The following is a 20,534-nucleotide window of genomic DNA, read 5'->3' as shown; positions in this document are numbered from 1 at the left end:
AAATATCTTCCTATTCAACAACATCTTGCAAGACCACGAAACTATTAATATCCTTGTTATCCATTTGGATTACACCGCTCACCTGATACATTTTACTTTCACGGATAACTTCAAAATCTAATCTGCTAATATATTTTAGCAATAGTGCATTGATAGGTAAATCAACAGAATCTGACCATGAATCAAAATCAATATCAATATCAAGTAAAGTATTATCATTATCGAACTTTTCAATTTGAAACTCAGGGATATTCCCCACCAAAATGGTGTCTTTTGCTGAATTCATAGACTTTAAACCAAATAAGGGCATTAAGTCATATTTATCATCTTTATTAACAAGACCTGTATCCGGACTAGAATCTGTCACCATCATAAACTGAATTGCTGGCATTTTAATTTTAGGTTCTGGTTGCTGAGAATTAGCCGAAAGATTAGAAATTTCAGTTTGGTTGAAATCAATAGTTTTAAATGTTGTTCCATTAATATAAACATCCAAATCCTGAATATCCTGATCGAATAAACTATTTAATGCAACAGCATCATCATTACCTAAAACTACTTCGGTTATATGTGTCAGCAATTTCCTTACACTTCCCTGTTTTCTTTCACCAAATTCTTTTAAAGCATTAATTGACTCAGTAGGACTTCTATCTGACACCCTCCCTTTCCATGAAATCAGACCATTTTCAAAATTTATTTCATGAAATTCATTAGCGCCCATAATTAATAAATCGGCTTCATGATCTTTTAACTCCCAAAGAAATGGATCTGATTTCAAACTTCTAAATTTCGATTTCAACATTTCACTAGCTGAAGGACCGTGTAATTGATTTTCTACATGGTAAGCTAAGATCATCCGGTTTCTTTTTACGGCAGCTTCAAGTGTGCTATCCCCGGAAACACATTTCAAAACCCCTCTATCAGAAATCAAATTATCACTCCTTAAAAAGTGCTTAATAAATTCTCCTGCTTTAGTGGCGTTTTCAACGGGGAGACATAAATAATATGACCCTGGGTATTGTTCCAGTGAATAAATAAAAACATTCCCAGGTATTTTGATTCCATATTCATCTAATTCATCCTGAATACTATCATTATCATCTTTCAAATAATAACCTGGATGAGTAATAGCATTAACTGCCACTTTTCTAAATATCCTGTCGGCATCAAGTCTTATAACAACCCCGGCTCCTTCGGCAATAGAATATTCAAACGATTTTATCTCTCTAAAATCAAAAAGTAGCTTAACACTTAATACCAAAATAGATATTAGTATCACTACTAAAAACACTGATTTTATAAAAATCTTCTTAATTGCCATAATACAAAACAAATCTATTTAACTGGTTTTCAACGCCGAGAAAACAAATATGTCTAAAATTTTCTTTAAATAGTATAAAATCAATCAAACATGATAAAATTAGCTTTTGATATTTACGGCACCTTAATTGACACATCCTCGATTAAACCCATTATAACTGAGTTAGTAGGTTCCATATCTGAACAATTCAATATATTATGGAGAAATAAACAGCTGGAGTATTCATTTAGAAGATCTGCAATGAGATCATATATCCCTTTCTCTATGATTACACGACAAGCTCTGATTTATACAAACAGTCAATTAAATACAAATTTAAATCAATCGGGCATTGACCGTCTAATGAATGCATATCTCGAACTTTCTGTATTTGACGATGTAGTTCAAATCTTAAAAAAGCTAAAATCTCAGAATTGTGAATTATATGCATTTTCAAATGGAAATAAAGAGTCACTTACCTCCCTATTTCAAAAAAACAATATTCAAGCCTATTTTGATGATTTAATCAGCGTAGAAGAAATAAAAATCTTTAAGCCTGCCCCGGATGTATATAAATACCTGATCAATAAAATAAACGGAAGTCCTAATAAGACACATCTTATTTCAGGCAATAGTTTTGACATTATTGGAGCGTCAAATGTTGGATTAAAAACCATTTGGATAGATAGATCTAAAAACGCTCAATTTGATCCTTGGGAATTTCAGCCAAATCACACAATAAATTCCTTAACTGAACTTCAAAACATATTTCAAACTGCCTAAAAAAAATCATTATTATGTCAGACCTAAAGACTAAGCCAAATTCTCAATCTGTTGAAGAGTTTTTGAATAAGGTTGAAAACGAAAAGAAAAAACAAGATAGTTTAATATTACTGCAAATAATGAAAGAGATCACCAATGCAGAACCAAAGATGTGGGGTGACTCAATTGTTGGTTTCGGTCAATATCATTACAAGTACCAATCCGGAAGAGAAGGAGATTGGTTCATCACAGGATTCTCACCACGAAAACAAAATCTGACCATCTATATAATGGATGGATTTAAGAAATATCAAACATTATTAGATGTCATTGGAAAATTTAAAACGGGTTCATCATGTCTATATATAAACAAAATTGATGACATAGATCTTGAGGTTTTGAAAACCATGATATCAAAATCTTATAAAAACATGCAAGAAAAATATAATTGACTAATTTATTTTTAGGCAATAGTGCCTATAACCTTACTTGATATTATATTTTAAAGCAATATCATCGATATTAGAAATAGCAACAACTATTTTTTTATATGAAAATCGATGACTTAATAACCAAAGAAAATATTGTATTTGAAAAGAAATTTGTCACCGGATACTATTCAAGCGAATTAAAACTTTTTGGAATTGTTTGGGATGGCATTTTTAAAACTGAGGATTATATTCAAACATTTGATGATATCCTTGAGTTTGCCAAAACAAATCCTGCCATCGGCTTTTATACCGACATTAGAAAACAAGGAGTAGTATCGATAGAGGCGAGAAAATATTTTGAAAAACATGTCTCCCCTGCAGCTCAAAAATTAGGTTTTAAAAAAACCGGAGTTGTCACAGATAGCTCACCATTCAAGCGATATTACCTTAATACTCTCATTGCAATGACTGGAAGACCATCAAAACTATGTTCTAATCCTGAAGATGCCATTGCATATTTATTGGAAGACTAAGAATCTTAATAATACTTGTTTTAACGAACAAATTTAACCCTGAAAACCATGATAATAGAATTTTTTTTGAATGAAGATAACGTCATTTTCAAGGAAAAATACGTTACTACTTTTTATTCTGAAGAACTAAAGCTTGTAGGCATTGTCTGGGACGGTATTTTTAATAAAGATGAATACATTAATGTATTCGAAAGACTTCTGGATTTTGCAAAAACCAATAAGGTTGTAGGAGTTTATTCAGATATTAGAAAACAAGGTGTAGTACCAACAGAAGCCAGGAAATATTTCGAGAAAAACATTTCACATAAAGCCAAGGAGCTAGGGGTAGATAAAACAGGAATAGTCTCGGATAGTTCCCCTTTTAAAAAATATTATCTCAATACTCTTATAAAAATGACAGGAAGGCCGGCAAAAATATGCTCAAACCCTGAAGATGCTATAAATTACTTAGTCAATTAGCATTTGTAATTATATGAACGAAGGAAAAGCACGACGAAATATTTTTATTGGGCAGAATGTCAGGGTGGTACAAAAGCACCATCAACGAACAGGAGAACTTACTGAGGGAATAGTCAAAAAAATTTTAACCAAGTCAAACAGTCATCCTTGGGGTATAAAAGTTATGCTCGAAGATGGCATAGTTGGAAGAGTTAAAGAATTAATCGATAAACCTAACAATTAAGAAAATAGAATTGATGTATAATAAAGCAGCTGGTATTAAATCAGCTGCTTTTTTTATTTCAAAGCTTTAAACAAAGATGATTTGTTTGTGACAGATTCGTGATACTTAAAGAGTTAATTAGTAGCATGAAAAATGAAAAACATATTACTCTTCGTCTTGTATCTCTCTTGTCGGGTATTATGATAGCAATACTGGCAATGGGATCATGTGAATTGACCGAATTAGATTCCGGTCCCGAAGATATGAATGGCTCTGAAATCACTTTACCAACCGATAAACCAGCAAGCGCAACTGAATTTAATGAGCTATTTCATGGTAACAATCAAAAAGAATGGATTCCGATAGTATTTACAATCGCATCTATTGAAGGTATGCAAGACTGTCGACTTGATGATCAGATAAATATTAATTCTGATGGAACTTTTACATATGACGGCGGCAATCAACTTTGTGGTGCTGAAGATGATTCAAGAATGAAAGCTGGAACCTGGAGAATTACCGAAGATCTATCCACAATTGTTTTCACCGAAGATTCAAACCAATACTTTGCTAATGTTGAAGCTCTTGTGTCAGACACATTGGTTGTGTCAGGTTCATATTTTGGAATTAGACTAAAAGGCGCATACATATTAAAATAAAAAAAATGAGAGCTTATAATATTTTTATTATTACAGTATTTTTTTCAATAAATATTTCTGCACAAGAATCAAATCTTGAAAAATATACCCCATCAATTTTGTTCAGCAAAGGTCAATGGGAATTAAATACATTTTTTAATATATACACCCAAAATAGTATCAGGGACAAAAATGGAGATAAAATAGAGCTTAGTTCCCGACAAACATATTTAAATGGATTACTTCAGTATACGCTAGGAGTTAGTAATAATGCAAGAATAAATGTAGGCATGGATTTTATGTTTAACAGGTCTTTTTATGACTCACGATCCGGCAATCCGCTAAAAGTAATTTATTCCGGAGATGGAGACTATCAAAGAACAGTCTTGTCCGCTATTGGACCAAGAATAAGGTTTGTTCCAATTAAAGAAATTAACAATCTCAGTATCCAATCGACATTTTTATTCCCGGTTGCAAAAAATCAGGAAGCTCCTTTATTTACAGCACATGACAGATACACATGGTTTACACAGATATTTTTTGACCAACGCCTGAACAATAAATGGAGATTATTCCTTGAAGGCGATGTATTATATCGTATTAAAAGATATTCTGATCAAACAAATTTTGTCAGATTTCCGGTAAGTGCTTTTATAAATTATTTCCCTAGTAGCAAAGCAAGCTTATACACCAATATTCAATATTCTCCAAGATTCGAAAACATTTCAAACGAGTTTGATGAGCAATTTGGGTTTACAAGTTGGTTTACTCAAGTTGGAATAGGAGGAAAGTATCAGCTTACGTCAAAACTCGGAGCAGAGCTATCATATGGAAATTTCATAAACTCAAGAGGCGATGGAGCTGGTTACACAATAAACTTTGGACTTAGGTACATCCATTAAAAGTTATCGTCGTCTATTTTTTCTATAGTTTGGAAAACCCCGGAATAAGTCTCCGGGGTTTTTAATTATGAAAAATGGCAATAGACAATTAATATATAATTGATTTATTTTGGTATTTTTTTGCATTTTTCGTATTTTATAATAAATGATTCTACCCAAAATAAATAACTAACCGGCCATGTTAAAATATATAATAATCCTCCTATTTATAGCTTCAATAAGCTTAAATGCCCAGATTCAATCATTAAATCTGGCATCTGATGTATACCCTCCATTTACAAATACAATAAACAACACTTCTGTTGCTCTGGATTTGGTTAATACAGCATTAAAAAGAGCTGAAATTAATTCCAATACTTCAATTCTTCCTTGGGATCGAGTGATAACAGGTATTGAAGCTGGGGTTTTTGATGGTAGTGCTGCTTTATGGAAAACTGCTGAGAGGGATGAATATTTAGTCTATTCGGAACCATATCTAGAAAACCAATTAATCCTAGTAGGACTAACTGGAACGGATGTAAATAAAGGTTCATTAGATGAACTAACAGGTATGTCTGTAGGTGTAGTTAGAGGCTATGGTTACGGAAATGAATTATTTACACGAGATAACATCCATTTAGTATATAGTGGTAGCGACCAGGAAAACCTCAATAAATTAATCAATGGTGAAATTGATGTGATGCTTGTGGACAAATTATTGATTGAATACATGTTACAAATACACCTTAATGAAGTCAGGGATAAATTAGCAATTTCAAGAGAACCATTAATTGTAAAGCCATTATATCTAGCTCTTAATGAGAATCTACCTTATTCTCATGAAATCATTGAATCTTTTAACAAGGAAATAAAATCAATGATTGCAGATGGAACCTATAATAGAATTCTAAATTTAAACTGGATTAGTGCTGATGTAGATGGCGATGGAATGGCTGAATTAGTATTAAATGGCGACAAGGCAGGAACTTCCGAACCTATGAATGCCTACAGTATTTTTTCTTCTTCTCACACGGCCGATAATCGTGAATATATCATTGAAAATAACCACTATCAGGACTGGAATAGTATCCCTAAAAAGTATAAACAAAAGTCAAGAGTGCAAAGCTCAACAGATCCGGAAAATCCAGGTTTGATCATCAAACTTGAAGATCAAAATTAATTTTATGGAGAAACATAAATAAAGTCAGATCAAATATTAATTTTGCGCAAATTTTTCCGGATGACTAATATCATCCTTTGCGCTATGAACGAATTAGTTTCTTTTGGATTACTAGTATTTACTTCCTTTTTCACCCTTATAAATCCATTGGGTGTAATGCCGATATTCCTGACTATGACTAGTGATCTTGATCAGGCTGACAGAACCAGGACAGCAAAAAAGGCTAGTTTAACCTCATTTATAACAATTATTCTATTTGCGTTTTCCGGCCAATTACTATTCAAATTCTTTGGCATCTCTGTAAATAGTTTTAGAGTAGCCGGAGGTATAATATTCTTTTTGATGGGAATGGATATGCTTCAGGCGAGACTTGGTAAGGTTAAAATCAAAGAATCTGAAATTAAGACATATGTTGACGACATATCGATTACACCACTTGCAATACCAATGATTTCTGGTCCGGGGTCTCTAACCAACTCTATTGTTATGATGGCTGATGCTAACACATGGGAAAAAAAGGTTATTTTAATACTAGCAGTAGCATTGGTAATGGGTCTTACCTATTTAATTTTATATAGTTCTTCAAGAATTATTAAGTTATTGGGACAAACGGGAATAAATGTAATGATGAGATTAATGGGGCTTATCGTAATGGTTATTTCCATTGAGTTTTTGGTTAGTGGAATCAAACCAATTGTTAAACACATATTGGCAGATTAACCTAGATTTGAGATAGGAAATTTAATTATGATGGTTGTACCCTTATCCAGTTCACTATCTAATAATATTTCTCCTTTCATGGCTTCAACCTGGGTTTTAATCATATAAAGCCCAATTCCTTTACCTTTTAAATTATCATTAAAGCGCTGAAAAAGCCTGAAAAGTTTCTTTTTGGCATGGTTCATATCAATTCCGATACCATTATCTTCAAAATTTATAATCACAAATCCATCAACTTCACTTACCTCCACTTTTAAGAAAGATTTATCTATATCACATTTTCTATACTTAAAACTATTATGGATAATATTATAAAAAACACTGTAAAGGTAGGCTTTTACCCCTTTGATTTTATAATCATTAAAATCAGCTATTTGTATTTCAAAATCAGACTCCCTTATTTCTTGATCAAGATCACTGATTACAGTTCCTAAAACCTCTTTAATACTTAACAGATCAAACTGCCGATTATCTTCTCTTAGATCTATAATTTTGGATAGATCTGTTACAATTGAATCCAGCTTTTCTATACTCAGATTTAGCTTATCAAGAATCTCTTCTTCATTATTATCATCAGTAACTTTTAAGAGATTCATTAGCCCTTTCATACTAGCTAATGGCCCTTTTAAATTATGGCTTGATATGTAACTAAATTGTTCTAGCTGTTCATTTTTATATTTTAAATCCTTGTTCTTTTTTTCTAAATCTTTAGTTCTGTTTTGAACCCGGTCTTCTAAAGAATCTTTCAATTCGATAAGCTCTTTTCTTTGCCTGTATAATTCCTTATTCTTTTGAAGAATATCTTTATTTTGTCTGGAAATCTCATCTGTACGTTGCCTTATAGCCTCTTCAAGCAAATTGGCTCTCTTCTCAAGATTAATATTTCGAATTCTATTAAACAGGATGGCACCCATTAAAAGTATAGAGATACATAAAAAGATAAACCAAGGTCTGTATATAAGTTTTTCGCTAACAATGATTTCCAGTGTAATAAAATCATCAGACCAGGTCCCGGATGAATTCGTACTGTTTATTTTCAATTGGTAATCACCTGCCTTAAGGTTAGACAATTTTATAACCTTTACATTTCCAATCTCAATAAACTCATCATTTTCATTAAGCTTATAACGGTACTCTATTTTTGAATTTGAATTAAAATCAATGGTGTTAATCTGGACCTTTAAAATATCACTTTCTAAAATTTGAATACCTTTATTTTGAGTGTCATGATAATCAATTGGTATTTCATTAATTTGAATTTCTTCTACAAATTGAATTTGATTTTGATTCTGACTTGCTATACTTTGAGGGTGAAAATAGCTGAATCCTTTTATCCCCCCAAATACCAGCGTACCGTCATTTAATTTGAGATATGAAGCTGTATTAAACTCATTACTTTGCAATCCATCTTCGTACGTATAATGTTTTATTGATTGATCCTCCTTAAAATAACACATTAATCCGTTATTGGAACTAAACCACAAGTTACCTGCATCATCCTCTAATATCCCATAAATCGTACTATTTGGAAGTTCATTATTTAATTTGAAAGGAATCAATGTATTCTTTGTTTCATCAAAAATGTACAATCCCTCTCCCCATGTCCCTATCCAAAGTTTTCCTTCTTTATCTCTGGTAATACATTTCACCTGAAATGTAAACTCTCCATTTTCACCACTATAGTATTCATATGATTCTAAATCTTTAGAAAATTTATACAACCCTCTGCCTCCGCCAACCCAAATCTGATCAGTTTCAACCAACGCAGAATAGAGTAGCTCTTTTATATCATCATGTACGACATCCTTAATTTCATTAAGCTTTGTATTATAGATTTTAATCCTGTTTACTGAATCACTCGAGATAATTAGATAATGATGATCTGAAATTTGCTGTATATCATTTATTGAAAAACCAACTGTGACAGGCTCATACTGATCTCCATCCATCACTAATAAAGTATGCTCGCTTCCAATTAAGAACTTATTATCAAATGGAATGATTTTATATATCCGTTCGGGTCTTACATCTTTAAAATCAATAGTTTTAATTTTTTTTGCCGGATAGGTGCTAATATCAAAAACATCAATTTCATCAACTAAGCCAACATACAAATATTTATCATGATAAAAGCCAGAAACATAGCCAGAAGAAAGAAATCGATTATCAAATGGATTATGAGTTACCGTATTAAATTTCAGCGAATTAGGATCATATTTATTTATTCCTGCACCATTAGTTCCGACCCAGATACTACCATCCCGGGTTTTATATATCGTAGAAGTAAAATTGCTATTTAATGATTTCGGGTCTATTTCATCATGGCTATAAACCTTAACATTTGAAAAATCTTTATCTATAATACGGACACCTTTATATGCCACCCAAAAATTCCCGGAACCATCACATATTATATCCATCAATGAAAACTTATCATCACTGTAGATTTCTATTTCATCAGTCAATGTTAAATTCTGATTAAACTTAAATATCCTTGTTTCATCTCCAAGAAGGACTCCTTCTTCATAAACAAAAATATCTCGCACATCACTTATAACGTCACCTAAAACCTGTTTTACTCCCGCATTTTCAAAAATATAGGCACCAATTTCAGAAGCTATTAAAATTTGTCCATTGCTTAATTTCTCTATAGCGTTTATCCTTACATTTTGAAATGAATCAATACTAATCCATCTTTTAGAACTTCTCAAAAAGATGAACACCCCCTCATGAGTCCCGATAATAACACTATCTCCATTGAAAGTTATGTCTGAAGTGTTCGGGAATTTATATTGATATTCAGGATTTGTATAATTGTAAAACCTAGACCTTTCGGCATCAAAACAACTTAAACCGGCAATAGTACCTAACCAAATATTATCTTGATCGTCTATTTCCAATGACCAGATATTATTATTACCTATACTTGTTGAATCAGATCTCTTATTCCTGAAAATCTCAAAATTTTGACCATCATATTTATTAAGTCCATCACGAGTTGCAATCCACAAATACCCTTGCTTATCCTGATCAAAATCATTAACGCCAGACTGACTTAAGCCCTGATCAACAGTAATATGATCAAAACTAATTTGCGCAAAAATTAAGTTCGGGATGAGAAAAAATATAAGTAAGAATACTCTCATAAAGAAAGGTTATCTCTAAATCGTTTTTAATCTATTTCACAAAATAAAAGAAAGAAAGAAATTTACTAACCATAATATCAAAAAATTAAGGCTGTCTCAGATGAGACAGCCTTTTCACTCTCTAGTTAATCAAACTACTAACCACCATTTTAGCATCATTTATATTCTGTCAGGTAGAATTCGAAATCACCAAATCCACCTTGCATTTTAGCATTATTAGGTTCAGGAATACTAAATCTTAAAGTCAAGGTATTATCAACAAACTCTGTTTGCATTTCAATACCATCGACACCTCTGATAATTGATTCATAATTTTGATCAGCAAATGACCAGGTATCAATCGCAGCAGGAAAAGCCAGGTAACCATTAGTTACATAATAAACTTTATCAGACCCATTTGAAGCAAATCGGATTGTGAAGTTTTCATAATCATATGTAATATCCTGACCATTAACCAAAACATGACCTTCTGAACCTATATACCATGTTTTGGTGAGCTTATTAGTCTGAACTTGTTCTTTTCCGGGATTGTCATCTTTACAACCTACAAAAGCCAGACAAAACACGATTAGAATTAAATAAATCTTATTCATAATATTTTTTATTTATATGCCGGAGACATTAGCCTCCGGCAATATTTATAATTCTATTCTTTAATAATCTTTCTTGTGATTGAAGAATCTTCTCCTATTAACTCAAGAACATAAATTCCATGTCTTAAAGTGCTCATGTCAATAGATGTTCCATTTACTGACATCTCAATAACACGTGACATGTAAACCTTACCATCAACACCGTAAATATTCATTGTGTATTCTCCATTTTCCGGAACCTTAACATTTAAAGCATCAATTACCGGATTAGGATACATTCTGAATTTAGTGTCAAGCAAGTCATCAGTACCTAAGATATAGTCAACTGTAACTGTGAAAGTTGTTGATACTTCTTCATCAATCATTCCGTCAGTTGCATAGATCGTTACTAATGTAGTTCCAGGAGCCTTAGGAATAAATTCGAAAGTATTGCCCGTGATAGAAACATCTAACAGTCCATTTTGCTCAAACTCAACATGGTAGTAAAGTGCATCATCAGTATCCGGATCAGCAAAAACTGTAGTTCCGTCAATGAAGTACTCTGGTCCACCTATAGAAAGATTGAAATCTGCGATATCAGTTACAACCGGTGTTCTGTTAACATTTACAACATTTAGCTCAATTGGGAATTGTGAAACTCTTCCGCCAGCATCAGTTGCAGTAACACTCATATTATAAACACCTGCAGACAAATAATCAGTTGTATATGAAAGGTTAGCGATACCATCAAAAGTCTCCATTGTCATACCTACTGGAGCATTCTCAAGAGCGAACTCAAAAGTCTCTCCTTCAAGATCAGTAGCTGTAACACTAATTTCAATAGATTCAGTTTCATGGATTTCATAATAATGCTTTCCAGCATCGAATACAGGAGCCTGATTCATGTGCATTGAAACTCTTACGTTCGCTGTTGGATTATAAGGGTCATTTGAAGAAATCACAATATCAGCAAATACATCAGCATTTTCCACAGTTTCAGCTGATACACTGATGTCGATTGTTCCAGTTTCACCTGCTGGTACAGAACCAGAGCCAGAAACGGTTAACCAACCAATTTTAGAATATGTTTCTTCATGAGCCTTAACATACCATCCTTGCTCTGTAAAGCCAGGTGTAGCTTGTAGGTCATACCAGAAAGCTCCTGATTGATACATAAATGTACCTGCCATTCCACCTGTTGTATTAGTTCCCTGAGGATAGCTAACTCCATAAGGGTAATTAACCACTACCCAGAACGTTTCATAAGGATACATTTTAACAACTTCTTCTAATGGAATAGTTACCATTCCCTGGAAGTTTGTTTCAGCATCATGTTTGTATTCAACTTCTGATACTTTAACTGCATCATAGATGTCATTACCTGCATAAACTTCAACTACCATTCTTGTAGAAGTATTGTTTTCTGCAGAAATATAAGTTGAAATGTGCGACAAGTTAAAGCCTTCAGCTCCAGCGTTAAATTTAGTCGCTGAATTAAACTTAGAACTCGGCCCAAATCCGATAAATGTATTAACCGCATCTTCACCATAAGCTAAATCTCTGTTGAAGTTTGCAGCGCTCATTACCGGAACCATACTTGAACTGGCAACACCACTAATCTCACCGTTTACTTCCTCTGAGGTAGAAGTCATCTGAGTAGCCATTGTACTACCACCACGAATATAGTTATAAGTGATATCGTAGATAAGCTCATTCTGGCCATCAGCATTATTCAAATTGATCACATCAGATGCCGTGAATGTATTATCACTAGCTTCATAGTGGAATGTATCATTATCAAGCTCCAATACAGAAGGAAGGAACACATTTGCATAAACAGGAACCTTAACTTCAGTTGCTAGACCAAGATCAAACGCTACAGTATCAATCGCTTCGTATGTTTCCAGTCTTGTATTAAGAGTTAATCTGAACAATTGCTCTTCTCCCGGCTGCAGAGATAATGTAATAGCACCATCAACAGGAGTCAATGTTTCTGTACAACCTCTGAATCCACAGAACACTTGTAACATTGACAGAGAGTAATCTGTACCTTCTGTTAATTCAGCAGTATTCACAGTTAATAGATCTGAACCAGAGTTGGTTAACACAAAATCAATATCATGAGTGATAGTGTTTCCATTAGGAAGTGTTTCAGCAACAATATCACCGAAGTATAAACTATCAATCACATTAATTTCTCCTAATCCAGTCACAGTTAAAGATGCCGGAATGAACGTATTCAAATTACCAGGCACATTTGACTGAATTTGTAGGTTTGCGCTATAAGTTCCGCCGTTTGTATGCGTTGCATCAATAGTCATCGGAAGTTCAACTGATGATCCGGCAGCAAGTCTTCTCTTATTTGCAGGAGAGAATACAATCGCCATTTTATCTTCAAGGAAGAAGTCATAGCTCATTACCTGAACTCCATCTGTACCGTCAGCGTTCTCAATACCTACAACAGCTTCATGAGCTCTTGATCTAGTACCAAATTTATATTGGTATTTGATGTTTCCGTTTTTATAGATTATTGCCTGAACACTGAAAGGCATTCCAGTATAGGCTCTGTCTACTAGTCTTGCAAACTCAACAATTACATAGTCATCATATTCTTTAAAGAATACACCAGAAATTTCACGGTCCGCAGCATCAATACCAGAATAATATCCATTACCCCAGAAAGGTGCTATTGCGTTATTCACTAAACCTGGATCTGGTATTACAGCAGGACCGCTAACAGGACCTTCCATTACCAGATCAGTATAGTCATCAAAGGTGATTACACCATTTGAATGAATATAAATCGTGTCATAAACATTTCCATAGAATTTAAACTCAAATGGAAGTGCTCTAGTATGCCATTCCGAAATTGTTCCATCATCAAGTTTCTCACTATCTCCACCAACTAGTTCTTCCCAGTTGTATCCTACAGAACCATCATCAAGGTTTGTCTTGAAGATATAAGAATGCTCTTTTAATTGAGCTGCAGAAGTAGCAACTGTTTCATCATTAAAATATGCCCACTCAGTACCTGAAGTTGTAAACTCAAGCTCTGCTTCACCATTGTTTTGAATAGTAACTGTATGAGCAGCTGTTTCTCCAACATTTAAATTGTAATCTATCGGATCAGTTGTTACAGTTATTGCAGGTGCAGGACCAACATTAATTGCAAGGTCTAGGGTTTCCTGAGAACCATCTGCAAATGTGAATGTGATTTGATCAGTAAACGTACCCTGAGCTACACCGTCATGTGATGCAGACAAGAAGAAAATTGTTTTAGACTGAAGATCAACTGGTAATGCATCGTGTTCAAGAATGAAGCTACCTGTTGAAGAGCTAATTCCTGTGATTTGAGTACCTTTTGTACCAACATTCTCGAGTTCAAAAATTCTTCCGACTGAATCTCCCTGGAATATAGTTCCGAAATCATAAGATGTTTCAGCGAGCTGAGCATCAACAACTCCACCTGCATTAACATTAATATTTGCAGTGTACGCAGAAAGTGGGTTTACTGGATCATTTGATGCTACAACCAATTTCTGATACCAGTTTCCTTCTACAAGATTTGCAGAGTTAACATCAAAGTTAATTGTCTGAGATTCTCCTACAGGAACAACACCGTATGTCATCGAAACGTTTTCAATAGCATCAACACCAGGCGAATAAATCTTGATTGAAGATTCATTTGTTAAACCAGCATCCGGAGTATCAGTATAGCTAGACTTATCATAAATCAAGGACCCAAACTTCTTATCAGGATCTTCTATTGCTATATCAGCTGTACGATAGAAAGAAGCTGAAGGCACTGCCTTATAGTTATGAACAATATCTCCATTATTGTAAATGATTGTCTGGAAAGTGAATGCAGAAGTTGCTCCAGAAGCTACTCTTACATTTTCATATTGGATAATGATTTTACCAGATTTACGCTGAATGTATATATCACCACCATATTCTAATCTCAATAAGCGGTTAAGTGCTGAAATCGGAACATTTGAAGTAGGATTCCCTGGAGTAATTGAGTTTCCAACCCAACCAATATCCGTACGAGTAACCAACACACCATATTGAGTAAGATAAAGTTTATCTAAAACCTGCTCAAAATATGGGAACTGGAATCCAAGATCTAATTCTAAAAATCTACCGTTTTGATCTCTCCAGAATGCTGTAACATTTTTACCAGTTTGAGAAATGTCTTCCCACTGATATGTATGAGTTGCACCGGCATCTTTAGTGTTTTCCCAGAAGTATCCAAATGAACTTCCCTGAACAGGTACCTGAATTACATCTTCTTGAGAAACCAATCTTGGAAAGTAGAATTGTAATGGATAGTTTCCATTGTTTACAATATCAAAACTTCCAGATTGTACTTCTCCAATTGCCATTGTAAAATCACTGCTTGCAGGATTGTATGCAATTTCTGAAGGCTGAGTACCTACACCTGATACGTTTATTGTATGTGTATTTCCATTATAATCTACCAACTGGATCTGTCCGGAAATATTACCGGCAGAAGTTGGAGTAAATGTCACTGTAAGCACATCGCTATCCAATGCTTTTACAGAAGCTGGAATACCTGATTTAGAAGTTCCGCCAAGATCAAAATCAGCATTTGTAGTAACACAGCTTGGGTCATTAAACCTGAACACTCCCAATCCTGAGTTCACAAGTGGAATTTCCAAAGTAGTTGGAACTCCAACAAAAGTACTTCCAAAGTCAACAAGCTGACTTGAAGAAAGAACAGGCTTATGATCATTTACATTAATTGTAAAATCAATATCAGCAATTCTCTGGTTATCATCATTACTGTAGAAAACAGCAGATGCATAATACTTACCATTTATCAGGCTGGTACCATCAGCATTTACAGTTATTTCTTCTTGAGATAAACCTGGAGTTACTCCATCAGCTTGAGATAATGTTAAATACTCATGGATTGGCTGAACTGTAGACTGAAGTTCTTGTCTCCAAACCCATCTATCATCTTCAATTGCTTCTGCAAGTGGAACCCAGGTTTCACCAACATCAAAACTCATGAAGCAGTTATCAGAATCAGTTGGGTTAGTTTCTTGTCCGATACCCAATGGATACTTAATTCCGGTAGGCATATGGAAAACCACCCAGAAAGTTTCTCCCTGCTCAAAGAACAATTGATAATCAAGGGTCACAGTATTATCACGACCACCTTCACCGTAATTACCATCAAAAGACTGAGCAAGTACCAGATTTTTCTTCTCGATTGACTCTCCTTGGTAAATTTCCAGTACCCCTTGAGGGAATTGAGTTCTATCAAGGTTCATGAACTGAGAAATTCTTGTCAGGTTAAACCCTTCAGGATCATCAACAGTATATTTCATTGCTGCAGAGTTAGGAATAGATGTATCTTCCTCACCAATAATATAAATTGAACTAACAGTTCTTCCTACTCTCCAAAATTTGTTTTCCCAATTATTATTATAATCAGAAACCTCAGCATTTACATCTCCTTCAGTTGTATTAGCAACTTGCATCATTTCAACACCCTTAAGTGCAGATGAAGATGCCATAGGGTAATTAAGGTTAGTAGTAGATAATGCGTAAGGTTTTGTCTGACGAATAACCGCATTCCATTTTAAAGCACCTTCAGCATTATTAATTACATTGAATATTTCTGAAGACGTGTGTGCATTAGAATTGTCTAAAGTGATGTTAAAGTTGGTAACATCAAAGGCAATTTCAGGAGCATCCGTGGTGGTTGCCGAAATTACCTCTGATATGTTACCTTTATTACCCCACCTATCGTATCCGCTAATCGCGAAATAGTATTTTGTTTCCGGAATTAAATCTTCAATTACCTGAGATAATACGATACCCGGATTATTTTTATCACTAATGATAATAGTTTCGTGCCCATTCTTTTGAGCAACTTTCATACTATCAGTACTATAATAAATTTCATAACCAAATACAGTTGCATCATCCTGATCACCAACTGACGTCCAGTTAAGCTCGACAAAATCCTGAGAAACTGTAGAAGCAGATAAATCAGTAATCATATCAGGACCTACTCCTTCATTTTCTTCAATTGCTAAAGCTGCATCGATATATCCAACACCTAAGAATCCAGCATATGCTTCATCATTGTATTGATAAATATCTCTGGTACCAGTAATTAAGTGTGTCCATAGATCGGCATTTGTGAAGTTTGATCCTCCACGAGCAGCAACAACTAAAGCAGCAATACCTGAAACATGAGGACATGCCATTGAAGTACCCTGATAAAAACCATACGAATTGTTAGGAAGTGTACTTAAGATTCCACCTTTGTTTCCATAAATCTGCGACTGATCTCCACCCGGAGCTGCAATATCTACCCATGAAGCATAGTTAGAATAGTATGCCTTTTTGTTTGCTGGCCCTAAAGCAGCAACAGCCATAACCTTCTCATAAGCCTCAGGATAATAAACCTGATTTTGATTGTAGTTACCTGCAGCAAAGATTACAATACCACCTTTCATCGGGCTGCCTGGATAACTTCCAGCCTCCGCAATAAAATAGTCTATTGCATCAAGTGTAGCTTGCTCATAAACTCCAGCAATTGTATATGTCCATGAGTTTTGGGAGATTACAGCACCATTGTCTGCGGCATAAACAAATGAGGCAGCCATATTACCTCCGATAGCCTTCATAGTCATAATTCTGGTACCGTCACCAGATCCAGAACCACCGGCAACACCAGCAACACCGATACCATTGTTGTTAACTGCTGCAATTGTACCTGCAACGTGAGTTCCGTGTTCTTCACCTGGTACATTTCCGGAGTTGTTGACGAAATCATAACCATGAATATCGTCAACATAACCATTAAAGTCATCATCTACTCCGGGCTCTCCATTCAACTCAGCTTCATTCACCCACATGTTAGCAGCAAGGTCTTCGTGAGATGCATCTACACCCTGATCGTGTACAGACACAATTACGTTGCTTGCTCCTTTTGTCGTATTCCAAGCCTGGAATAAATTAATATCCGCTTCAGGGATACCGTTATTTGAACCGTCATTCTCATAATGCCATTGATCAGCTAATCCCGGGTCATTTACCGGAGCATTATTAGCCAAGCTTGACAAAGCTACTTCTGTAGCTTGAGAAGGCTCAACAAAAGTTTTAGCATAAATAGGTTCAGATTCAATAACCTCGGCAATATTGCCAAATGCATTTACTGAACTAAGAACATCTGAGTTTTCATCAATAGTAACTTCATACCATAAATGAAGACCATGTCTTCTATGCGCTTCTTCTCTTCCTTTTTTAGGGACGAACATTGGCTTGATTTCTACTGCCTTATACTGTGAGGCAACAGCATCAAAACCTGACAATCCAATCTGGACTATCCCATTTGCAGTTCGGGAAACTTTCATATTTGAAACCGTAGCTTCCATGCCCGGCTTAAATTTAATATGAACCTTCCCCTGCGTAACCTGAGAAAAGCCATTTACTGCGCTAAAGCAGAAAAGCAATAGCACCACCAAATGACTTGTCTTTAATTGTAGATATTTAATCATAAATTGGTTGGTTTAGGTTTATTTATTACCACTATTTAATTGTTTCATAATCTTAATCAGCGCTTGCTGTCGAGTCTTAGTTTGTTCTTGAATTTTATTGAGCAATTCAACTTCTGAAATCTCCTGCTTCTCCTGCTCATTTGTTCTGTCATCTTTCTCTTCCTCCATATAAATATTCAATTAATCCAATACACTAACTTATTTAATTTGGCTGGCTATCTTTCTAAAATGACACTACACATCAATGCTACAGCACCATTTTTAGTACTGCACAACTACTGCACAATCAGCCTTAAAACAACCCTAAACAGGCATTTTAACAGCTTTTACAGCTTTTCGATAAAAAAGAGTGATTTTATTAAGAAACTAACAGGAAACACGCCGCAAGACTCTTGCACTCTATTAAAAATACAATAGATACTTTCGTGTTGACAAACTTAAACAGGAGGAAATTTCGATTAAATAGATGATAAAAAATCTACCAGATTCACTTCCGAATTTGTTATTCCGAATTTCTTTCTAAGCCTGGTTCTTGCAACATCAATACTTCGGATAGATTGACCGGTAAGAGAGGAGATCTCTTTACTAGTCATATTAAGTTTTAAAAATGCACAAAGCCTTCTCTCATTTGGTGTGAGGTCAGGATAATTTGTTTCTAATGAATCATAAAAATCCTGGTGAACTTCTTTAAATCTCAATTCAAATTCCTGCCATGAATCCTCATTTAAAACAACGCCAAGATTTTTAATTACTTTACGTACTATAGGTTTATTTTCAGTCTTAAGGTTTACTACAAGATCCTTCAACTGTTTAATCACATCATCAATCAATTCGTTTTTCTTAAACAGATAAAGAAGTTTTGTTGACATCTCCTTATTCTTATGTTCCAATTCAAGGTTTAGATTTTTCTTCTCTAGTGCCCATGATTTTTGTCTCAGCTCAAGTGTTTCGGCTTTTAATCTGGCAGATTTAACCCTATGTCTCTGAAACATAGCCAGTAACACCAAAAGCAAAATCAAAAACAATAAAGCACCTACAATCAGATACATTCTGAATTCTTTGCGCTTACGTTCTGATTCAAGCTTCAACTGCTCCTTCTCATATAAATATTCACTTTCGATCCGGGCTAATTCTGAGACTCTTTTTTCATTGTATAAACTATCATTTAGCATTTTAAACTCTTTAAACTCTGAAAGAGCTCTATCAGATTCACCTAGCTTTTCATATACTAATGAAAGCCCCGCTTTTGAATCTACATGTTCCTTTAAACTCCCTACAGTCTTTGCAGCATCAATACTTTTTTCAAAATAATATATTGCGGAATCTGGCTTTGAAGTTTTATAATAATAGTAACCTAAATTTCTATACGACTGGGCAAGACTTTTAAAGCCTTTTAACTTTTGACGGATTATTAATGAAGATTTTAGATTCTCATATGCCATTTCATAGTTTCCCTGGAAAAGATAAGTATTACCAATATTATTGAGAATCAATGAAATAAGCTCTTCCTGATTAACCGCTCTGGCATTTGTAAGAGCTTTATCATAGTACTCCAACATTAAAGTTGTATCACCACGGTTACCATAAATATTTGCCAGATTGTTGTTAATATTTGAAAGAAAAATCAACTTCCTAGGAAAACCTCCTGGTTGCGATTTATCCACTTCATTTATAAGCTTAATAGCTTTGGAATAATACTCCTCAGCTTTATCAAATGCTGACTGCCTATCGTAAACCGTACCAATATTCACTAAAAATGTTGCTTCATAGGTCGGATTTTGAATTTTTTCAGCATACTTCAACCCTTGAATCATGTTCTTCAAAGATCGATCATATAATCCCTTATAATTATAAGCGGTCCCTAAAAGATCATATACTCTTGCTTTTAGAGAATCATTAACATTTTCTGATAACTCCAGAGCAATAGTTCCATAAATGATAGATGAATCAAGACTGGTAGACTGATAACTAACACCTAGACTAATCAATGTATTTACTCTTTCCTCTTCAGAAATATCATCTGATAGGACCATCTGCAGACTATCAATAATTCTTCGGGACCTTCCCTGACCAAGAATTACATTTAGTGAAAGACAAAAACAAATACATGTGAGTAGTAGTAGCCTCATCGTACCCCAATATTATAAAAAAATCATATTTTTAATAAGT

The 20,534-nt window shown here is 34.4% G+C and carries 15 protein-coding genes; 9 read left to right on the top strand and 6 right to left on the bottom strand.

What is annotated here, in order from left to right:
* Nucleotides 1-10: 10 nt before the first annotated feature.
* Nucleotides 11-1,321 (bottom strand): hypothetical protein, encoded by a 1,311-nt coding sequence (locus HH304_RS03000; RefSeq protein ID WP_169677979.1) that lies wholly within the window; start codon nucleotides 1,319-1,321, stop codon nucleotides 11-13.
* A 90-nt stretch (nucleotides 1,322-1,411) separates the two neighbouring features.
* Here HH304_RS03000 and HH304_RS02995 point away from each other — a divergent pair, with 90 nt between their 5' ends.
* The 9 genes from HH304_RS02995 (at nucleotide 1,412) to HH304_RS02955 (ending at nucleotide 7,106) form a co-directional block, all read left to right on the top strand.
* On the top strand, nucleotides 1,412-2,083 hold the full coding sequence (locus HH304_RS02995) for a haloacid dehalogenase type II (RefSeq protein WP_169677978.1): 672 nt from the start codon (nucleotides 1,412-1,414) through the stop codon (nucleotides 2,081-2,083).
* Nucleotides 2,084-2,097: 14 nt separating this feature from the next.
* Entirely contained in the window at nucleotides 2,098-2,514 is a 417-nt protein-coding gene (locus HH304_RS02990; protein ID WP_169677977.1) for a DUF1801 domain-containing protein, read from the top strand.
* A gap of 98 nt (nucleotides 2,515-2,612) precedes the next feature.
* Complete coding sequence (locus HH304_RS02985) at nucleotides 2,613-3,026, top strand: hypothetical protein (RefSeq protein ID WP_169677976.1); 414 nt, start codon at nucleotides 2,613-2,615, stop codon at nucleotides 3,024-3,026.
* A 48-nt stretch (nucleotides 3,027-3,074) separates the two neighbouring features.
* Nucleotides 3,075-3,485 (top strand): hypothetical protein, encoded by a 411-nt coding sequence (locus HH304_RS02980; RefSeq protein ID WP_169677975.1) that lies wholly within the window; start codon nucleotides 3,075-3,077, stop codon nucleotides 3,483-3,485.
* 13 nt (nucleotides 3,486-3,498) lie between these two features.
* Nucleotides 3,499-3,708 (top strand): YwbE family protein, encoded by a 210-nt coding sequence (locus tag HH304_RS02975; RefSeq protein ID WP_169677974.1) that lies wholly within the window; start codon nucleotides 3,499-3,501, stop codon nucleotides 3,706-3,708.
* 125 nt (nucleotides 3,709-3,833) lie between these two features.
* Nucleotides 3,834-4,346: a lipocalin family protein gene (locus HH304_RS02970; protein WP_169677973.1), complete on the top strand. Its 513-nt coding sequence runs from the start codon at nucleotides 3,834-3,836 to the stop codon at nucleotides 4,344-4,346.
* Between the two features lie 5 nt (nucleotides 4,347-4,351).
* Nucleotides 4,352-5,227: a hypothetical protein gene (locus tag HH304_RS02965; protein WP_169677972.1), complete on the top strand. Its 876-nt coding sequence runs from the start codon at nucleotides 4,352-4,354 to the stop codon at nucleotides 5,225-5,227.
* 178 nt (nucleotides 5,228-5,405) lie between these two features.
* A complete protein-coding gene (locus HH304_RS02960; RefSeq protein ID WP_169677971.1) occupies nucleotides 5,406-6,386 on the top strand; it encodes a substrate-binding periplasmic protein in 981 nt (326 codons plus the stop codon).
* Nucleotides 6,387-6,446: 60 nt separating this feature from the next.
* Nucleotides 6,447-7,106: a MarC family protein gene (locus HH304_RS02955; RefSeq protein WP_271711478.1), complete on the top strand. Its 660-nt coding sequence runs from the start codon at nucleotides 6,447-6,449 to the stop codon at nucleotides 7,104-7,106.
* Here the strand turns inward: HH304_RS02955 and HH304_RS02950 are convergent.
* The 5 genes from HH304_RS02950 to HH304_RS02930 form a co-directional block, all read right to left on the bottom strand.
* Nucleotides 7,103-10,252 (bottom strand): ligand-binding sensor domain-containing protein, encoded by a 3,150-nt coding sequence (locus HH304_RS02950; RefSeq protein ID WP_169677970.1) that lies wholly within the window; start codon nucleotides 10,250-10,252, stop codon nucleotides 7,103-7,105. The two genes, HH304_RS02955 and HH304_RS02950, sit on opposite strands and share 4 nt — an antisense overlap.
* A gap of 155 nt (nucleotides 10,253-10,407) precedes the next feature.
* The gene (locus HH304_RS02945) at nucleotides 10,408-10,845 is read right to left on the bottom strand and encodes a hypothetical protein (protein WP_169677969.1); all 438 of its coding nucleotides are present in this window, start codon (nucleotides 10,843-10,845) and stop codon (nucleotides 10,408-10,410) included.
* Nucleotides 10,846-10,898: 53 nt separating this feature from the next.
* Nucleotides 10,899-18,365: a S8 family serine peptidase gene (locus HH304_RS02940; RefSeq protein ID WP_169677968.1), complete on the bottom strand. Its 7,467-nt coding sequence runs from the start codon at nucleotides 18,363-18,365 to the stop codon at nucleotides 10,899-10,901.
* 18 nt (nucleotides 18,366-18,383) lie between these two features.
* Nucleotides 18,384-18,533 (bottom strand): hypothetical protein, encoded by a 150-nt coding sequence (locus HH304_RS02935; protein ID WP_169677967.1) that lies wholly within the window; start codon nucleotides 18,531-18,533, stop codon nucleotides 18,384-18,386.
* A gap of 290 nt (nucleotides 18,534-18,823) precedes the next feature.
* Nucleotides 18,824-20,494, bottom strand: a complete 1,671-nt coding sequence (locus HH304_RS02930) for a tetratricopeptide repeat protein (protein ID WP_169677966.1) — start codon at nucleotides 20,492-20,494, stop codon at nucleotides 18,824-18,826.
* Nucleotides 20,495-20,534: the final 40 nt, after the last annotated feature.

The sequence above is a fragment of the Marinigracilibium pacificum genome (genome assembly GCF_012926615.1).
Classification (GTDB): Bacteria; Bacteroidota; Bacteroidia; order Cytophagales; family Cyclobacteriaceae; genus Mangrovivirga; species Mangrovivirga pacifica.
Note: the sequence above shows the minus strand (reverse complement) of the source record. Positions and strands in the feature narration are given on the sequence as shown.

What these genes read in the sequence shown, in the direction of transcription:
- HH304_RS02985 (WP_169677976.1), top strand. Translation starts at nt 2,613, where the DNA reads ATGAAAATCGATGACTTAATAACCAAAGAAAATATTGTATTTGAAAAG.
- HH304_RS02965 (WP_169677972.1), top strand. Translation starts at nt 4,352, where the DNA reads ATGAGAGCTTATAATATTTTTATTATTACAGTATTTTTTTCAATAAAT.
- HH304_RS02935 (WP_169677967.1), bottom strand. Translation starts at nt 18,533, where the DNA reads ATGGAGGAAGAGAAAGATGACAGAACAAATGAGCAGGAGAAGCAGGAG.
- HH304_RS02975 (WP_169677974.1), top strand. Translation starts at nt 3,499, where the DNA reads ATGAACGAAGGAAAAGCACGACGAAATATTTTTATTGGGCAGAATGTC.
- HH304_RS03000 (WP_169677979.1), bottom strand. Translation starts at nt 1,321, where the DNA reads ATGGCAATTAAGAAGATTTTTATAAAATCAGTGTTTTTAGTAGTGATA.
- HH304_RS02930 (WP_169677966.1), bottom strand. Translation starts at nt 20,494, where the DNA reads ATGAGGCTACTACTACTCACATGTATTTGTTTTTGTCTTTCACTAAAT.
- HH304_RS02945 (WP_169677969.1), bottom strand. Translation starts at nt 10,845, where the DNA reads ATGAATAAGATTTATTTAATTCTAATCGTGTTTTGTCTGGCTTTTGTA.
- HH304_RS02980 (WP_169677975.1), top strand. Translation starts at nt 3,075, where the DNA reads ATGATAATAGAATTTTTTTTGAATGAAGATAACGTCATTTTCAAGGAA.
- HH304_RS02955 (WP_271711478.1), top strand. Translation starts at nt 6,447, where the DNA reads ATGACTAATATCATCCTTTGCGCTATGAACGAATTAGTTTCTTTTGGA.
- HH304_RS02950 (WP_169677970.1), bottom strand. Translation starts at nt 10,252, where the DNA reads ATGAGAGTATTCTTACTTATATTTTTTCTCATCCCGAACTTAATTTTT.
- HH304_RS02970 (WP_169677973.1), top strand. Translation starts at nt 3,834, where the DNA reads ATGAAAAATGAAAAACATATTACTCTTCGTCTTGTATCTCTCTTGTCG.
- HH304_RS02990 (WP_169677977.1), top strand. Translation starts at nt 2,098, where the DNA reads ATGTCAGACCTAAAGACTAAGCCAAATTCTCAATCTGTTGAAGAGTTT.
- HH304_RS02995 (WP_169677978.1), top strand. Translation starts at nt 1,412, where the DNA reads ATGATAAAATTAGCTTTTGATATTTACGGCACCTTAATTGACACATCC.
- HH304_RS02960 (WP_169677971.1), top strand. Translation starts at nt 5,406, where the DNA reads ATGTTAAAATATATAATAATCCTCCTATTTATAGCTTCAATAAGCTTA.
- HH304_RS02940 (WP_169677968.1), bottom strand. Translation starts at nt 18,365, where the DNA reads ATGATTAAATATCTACAATTAAAGACAAGTCATTTGGTGGTGCTATTG.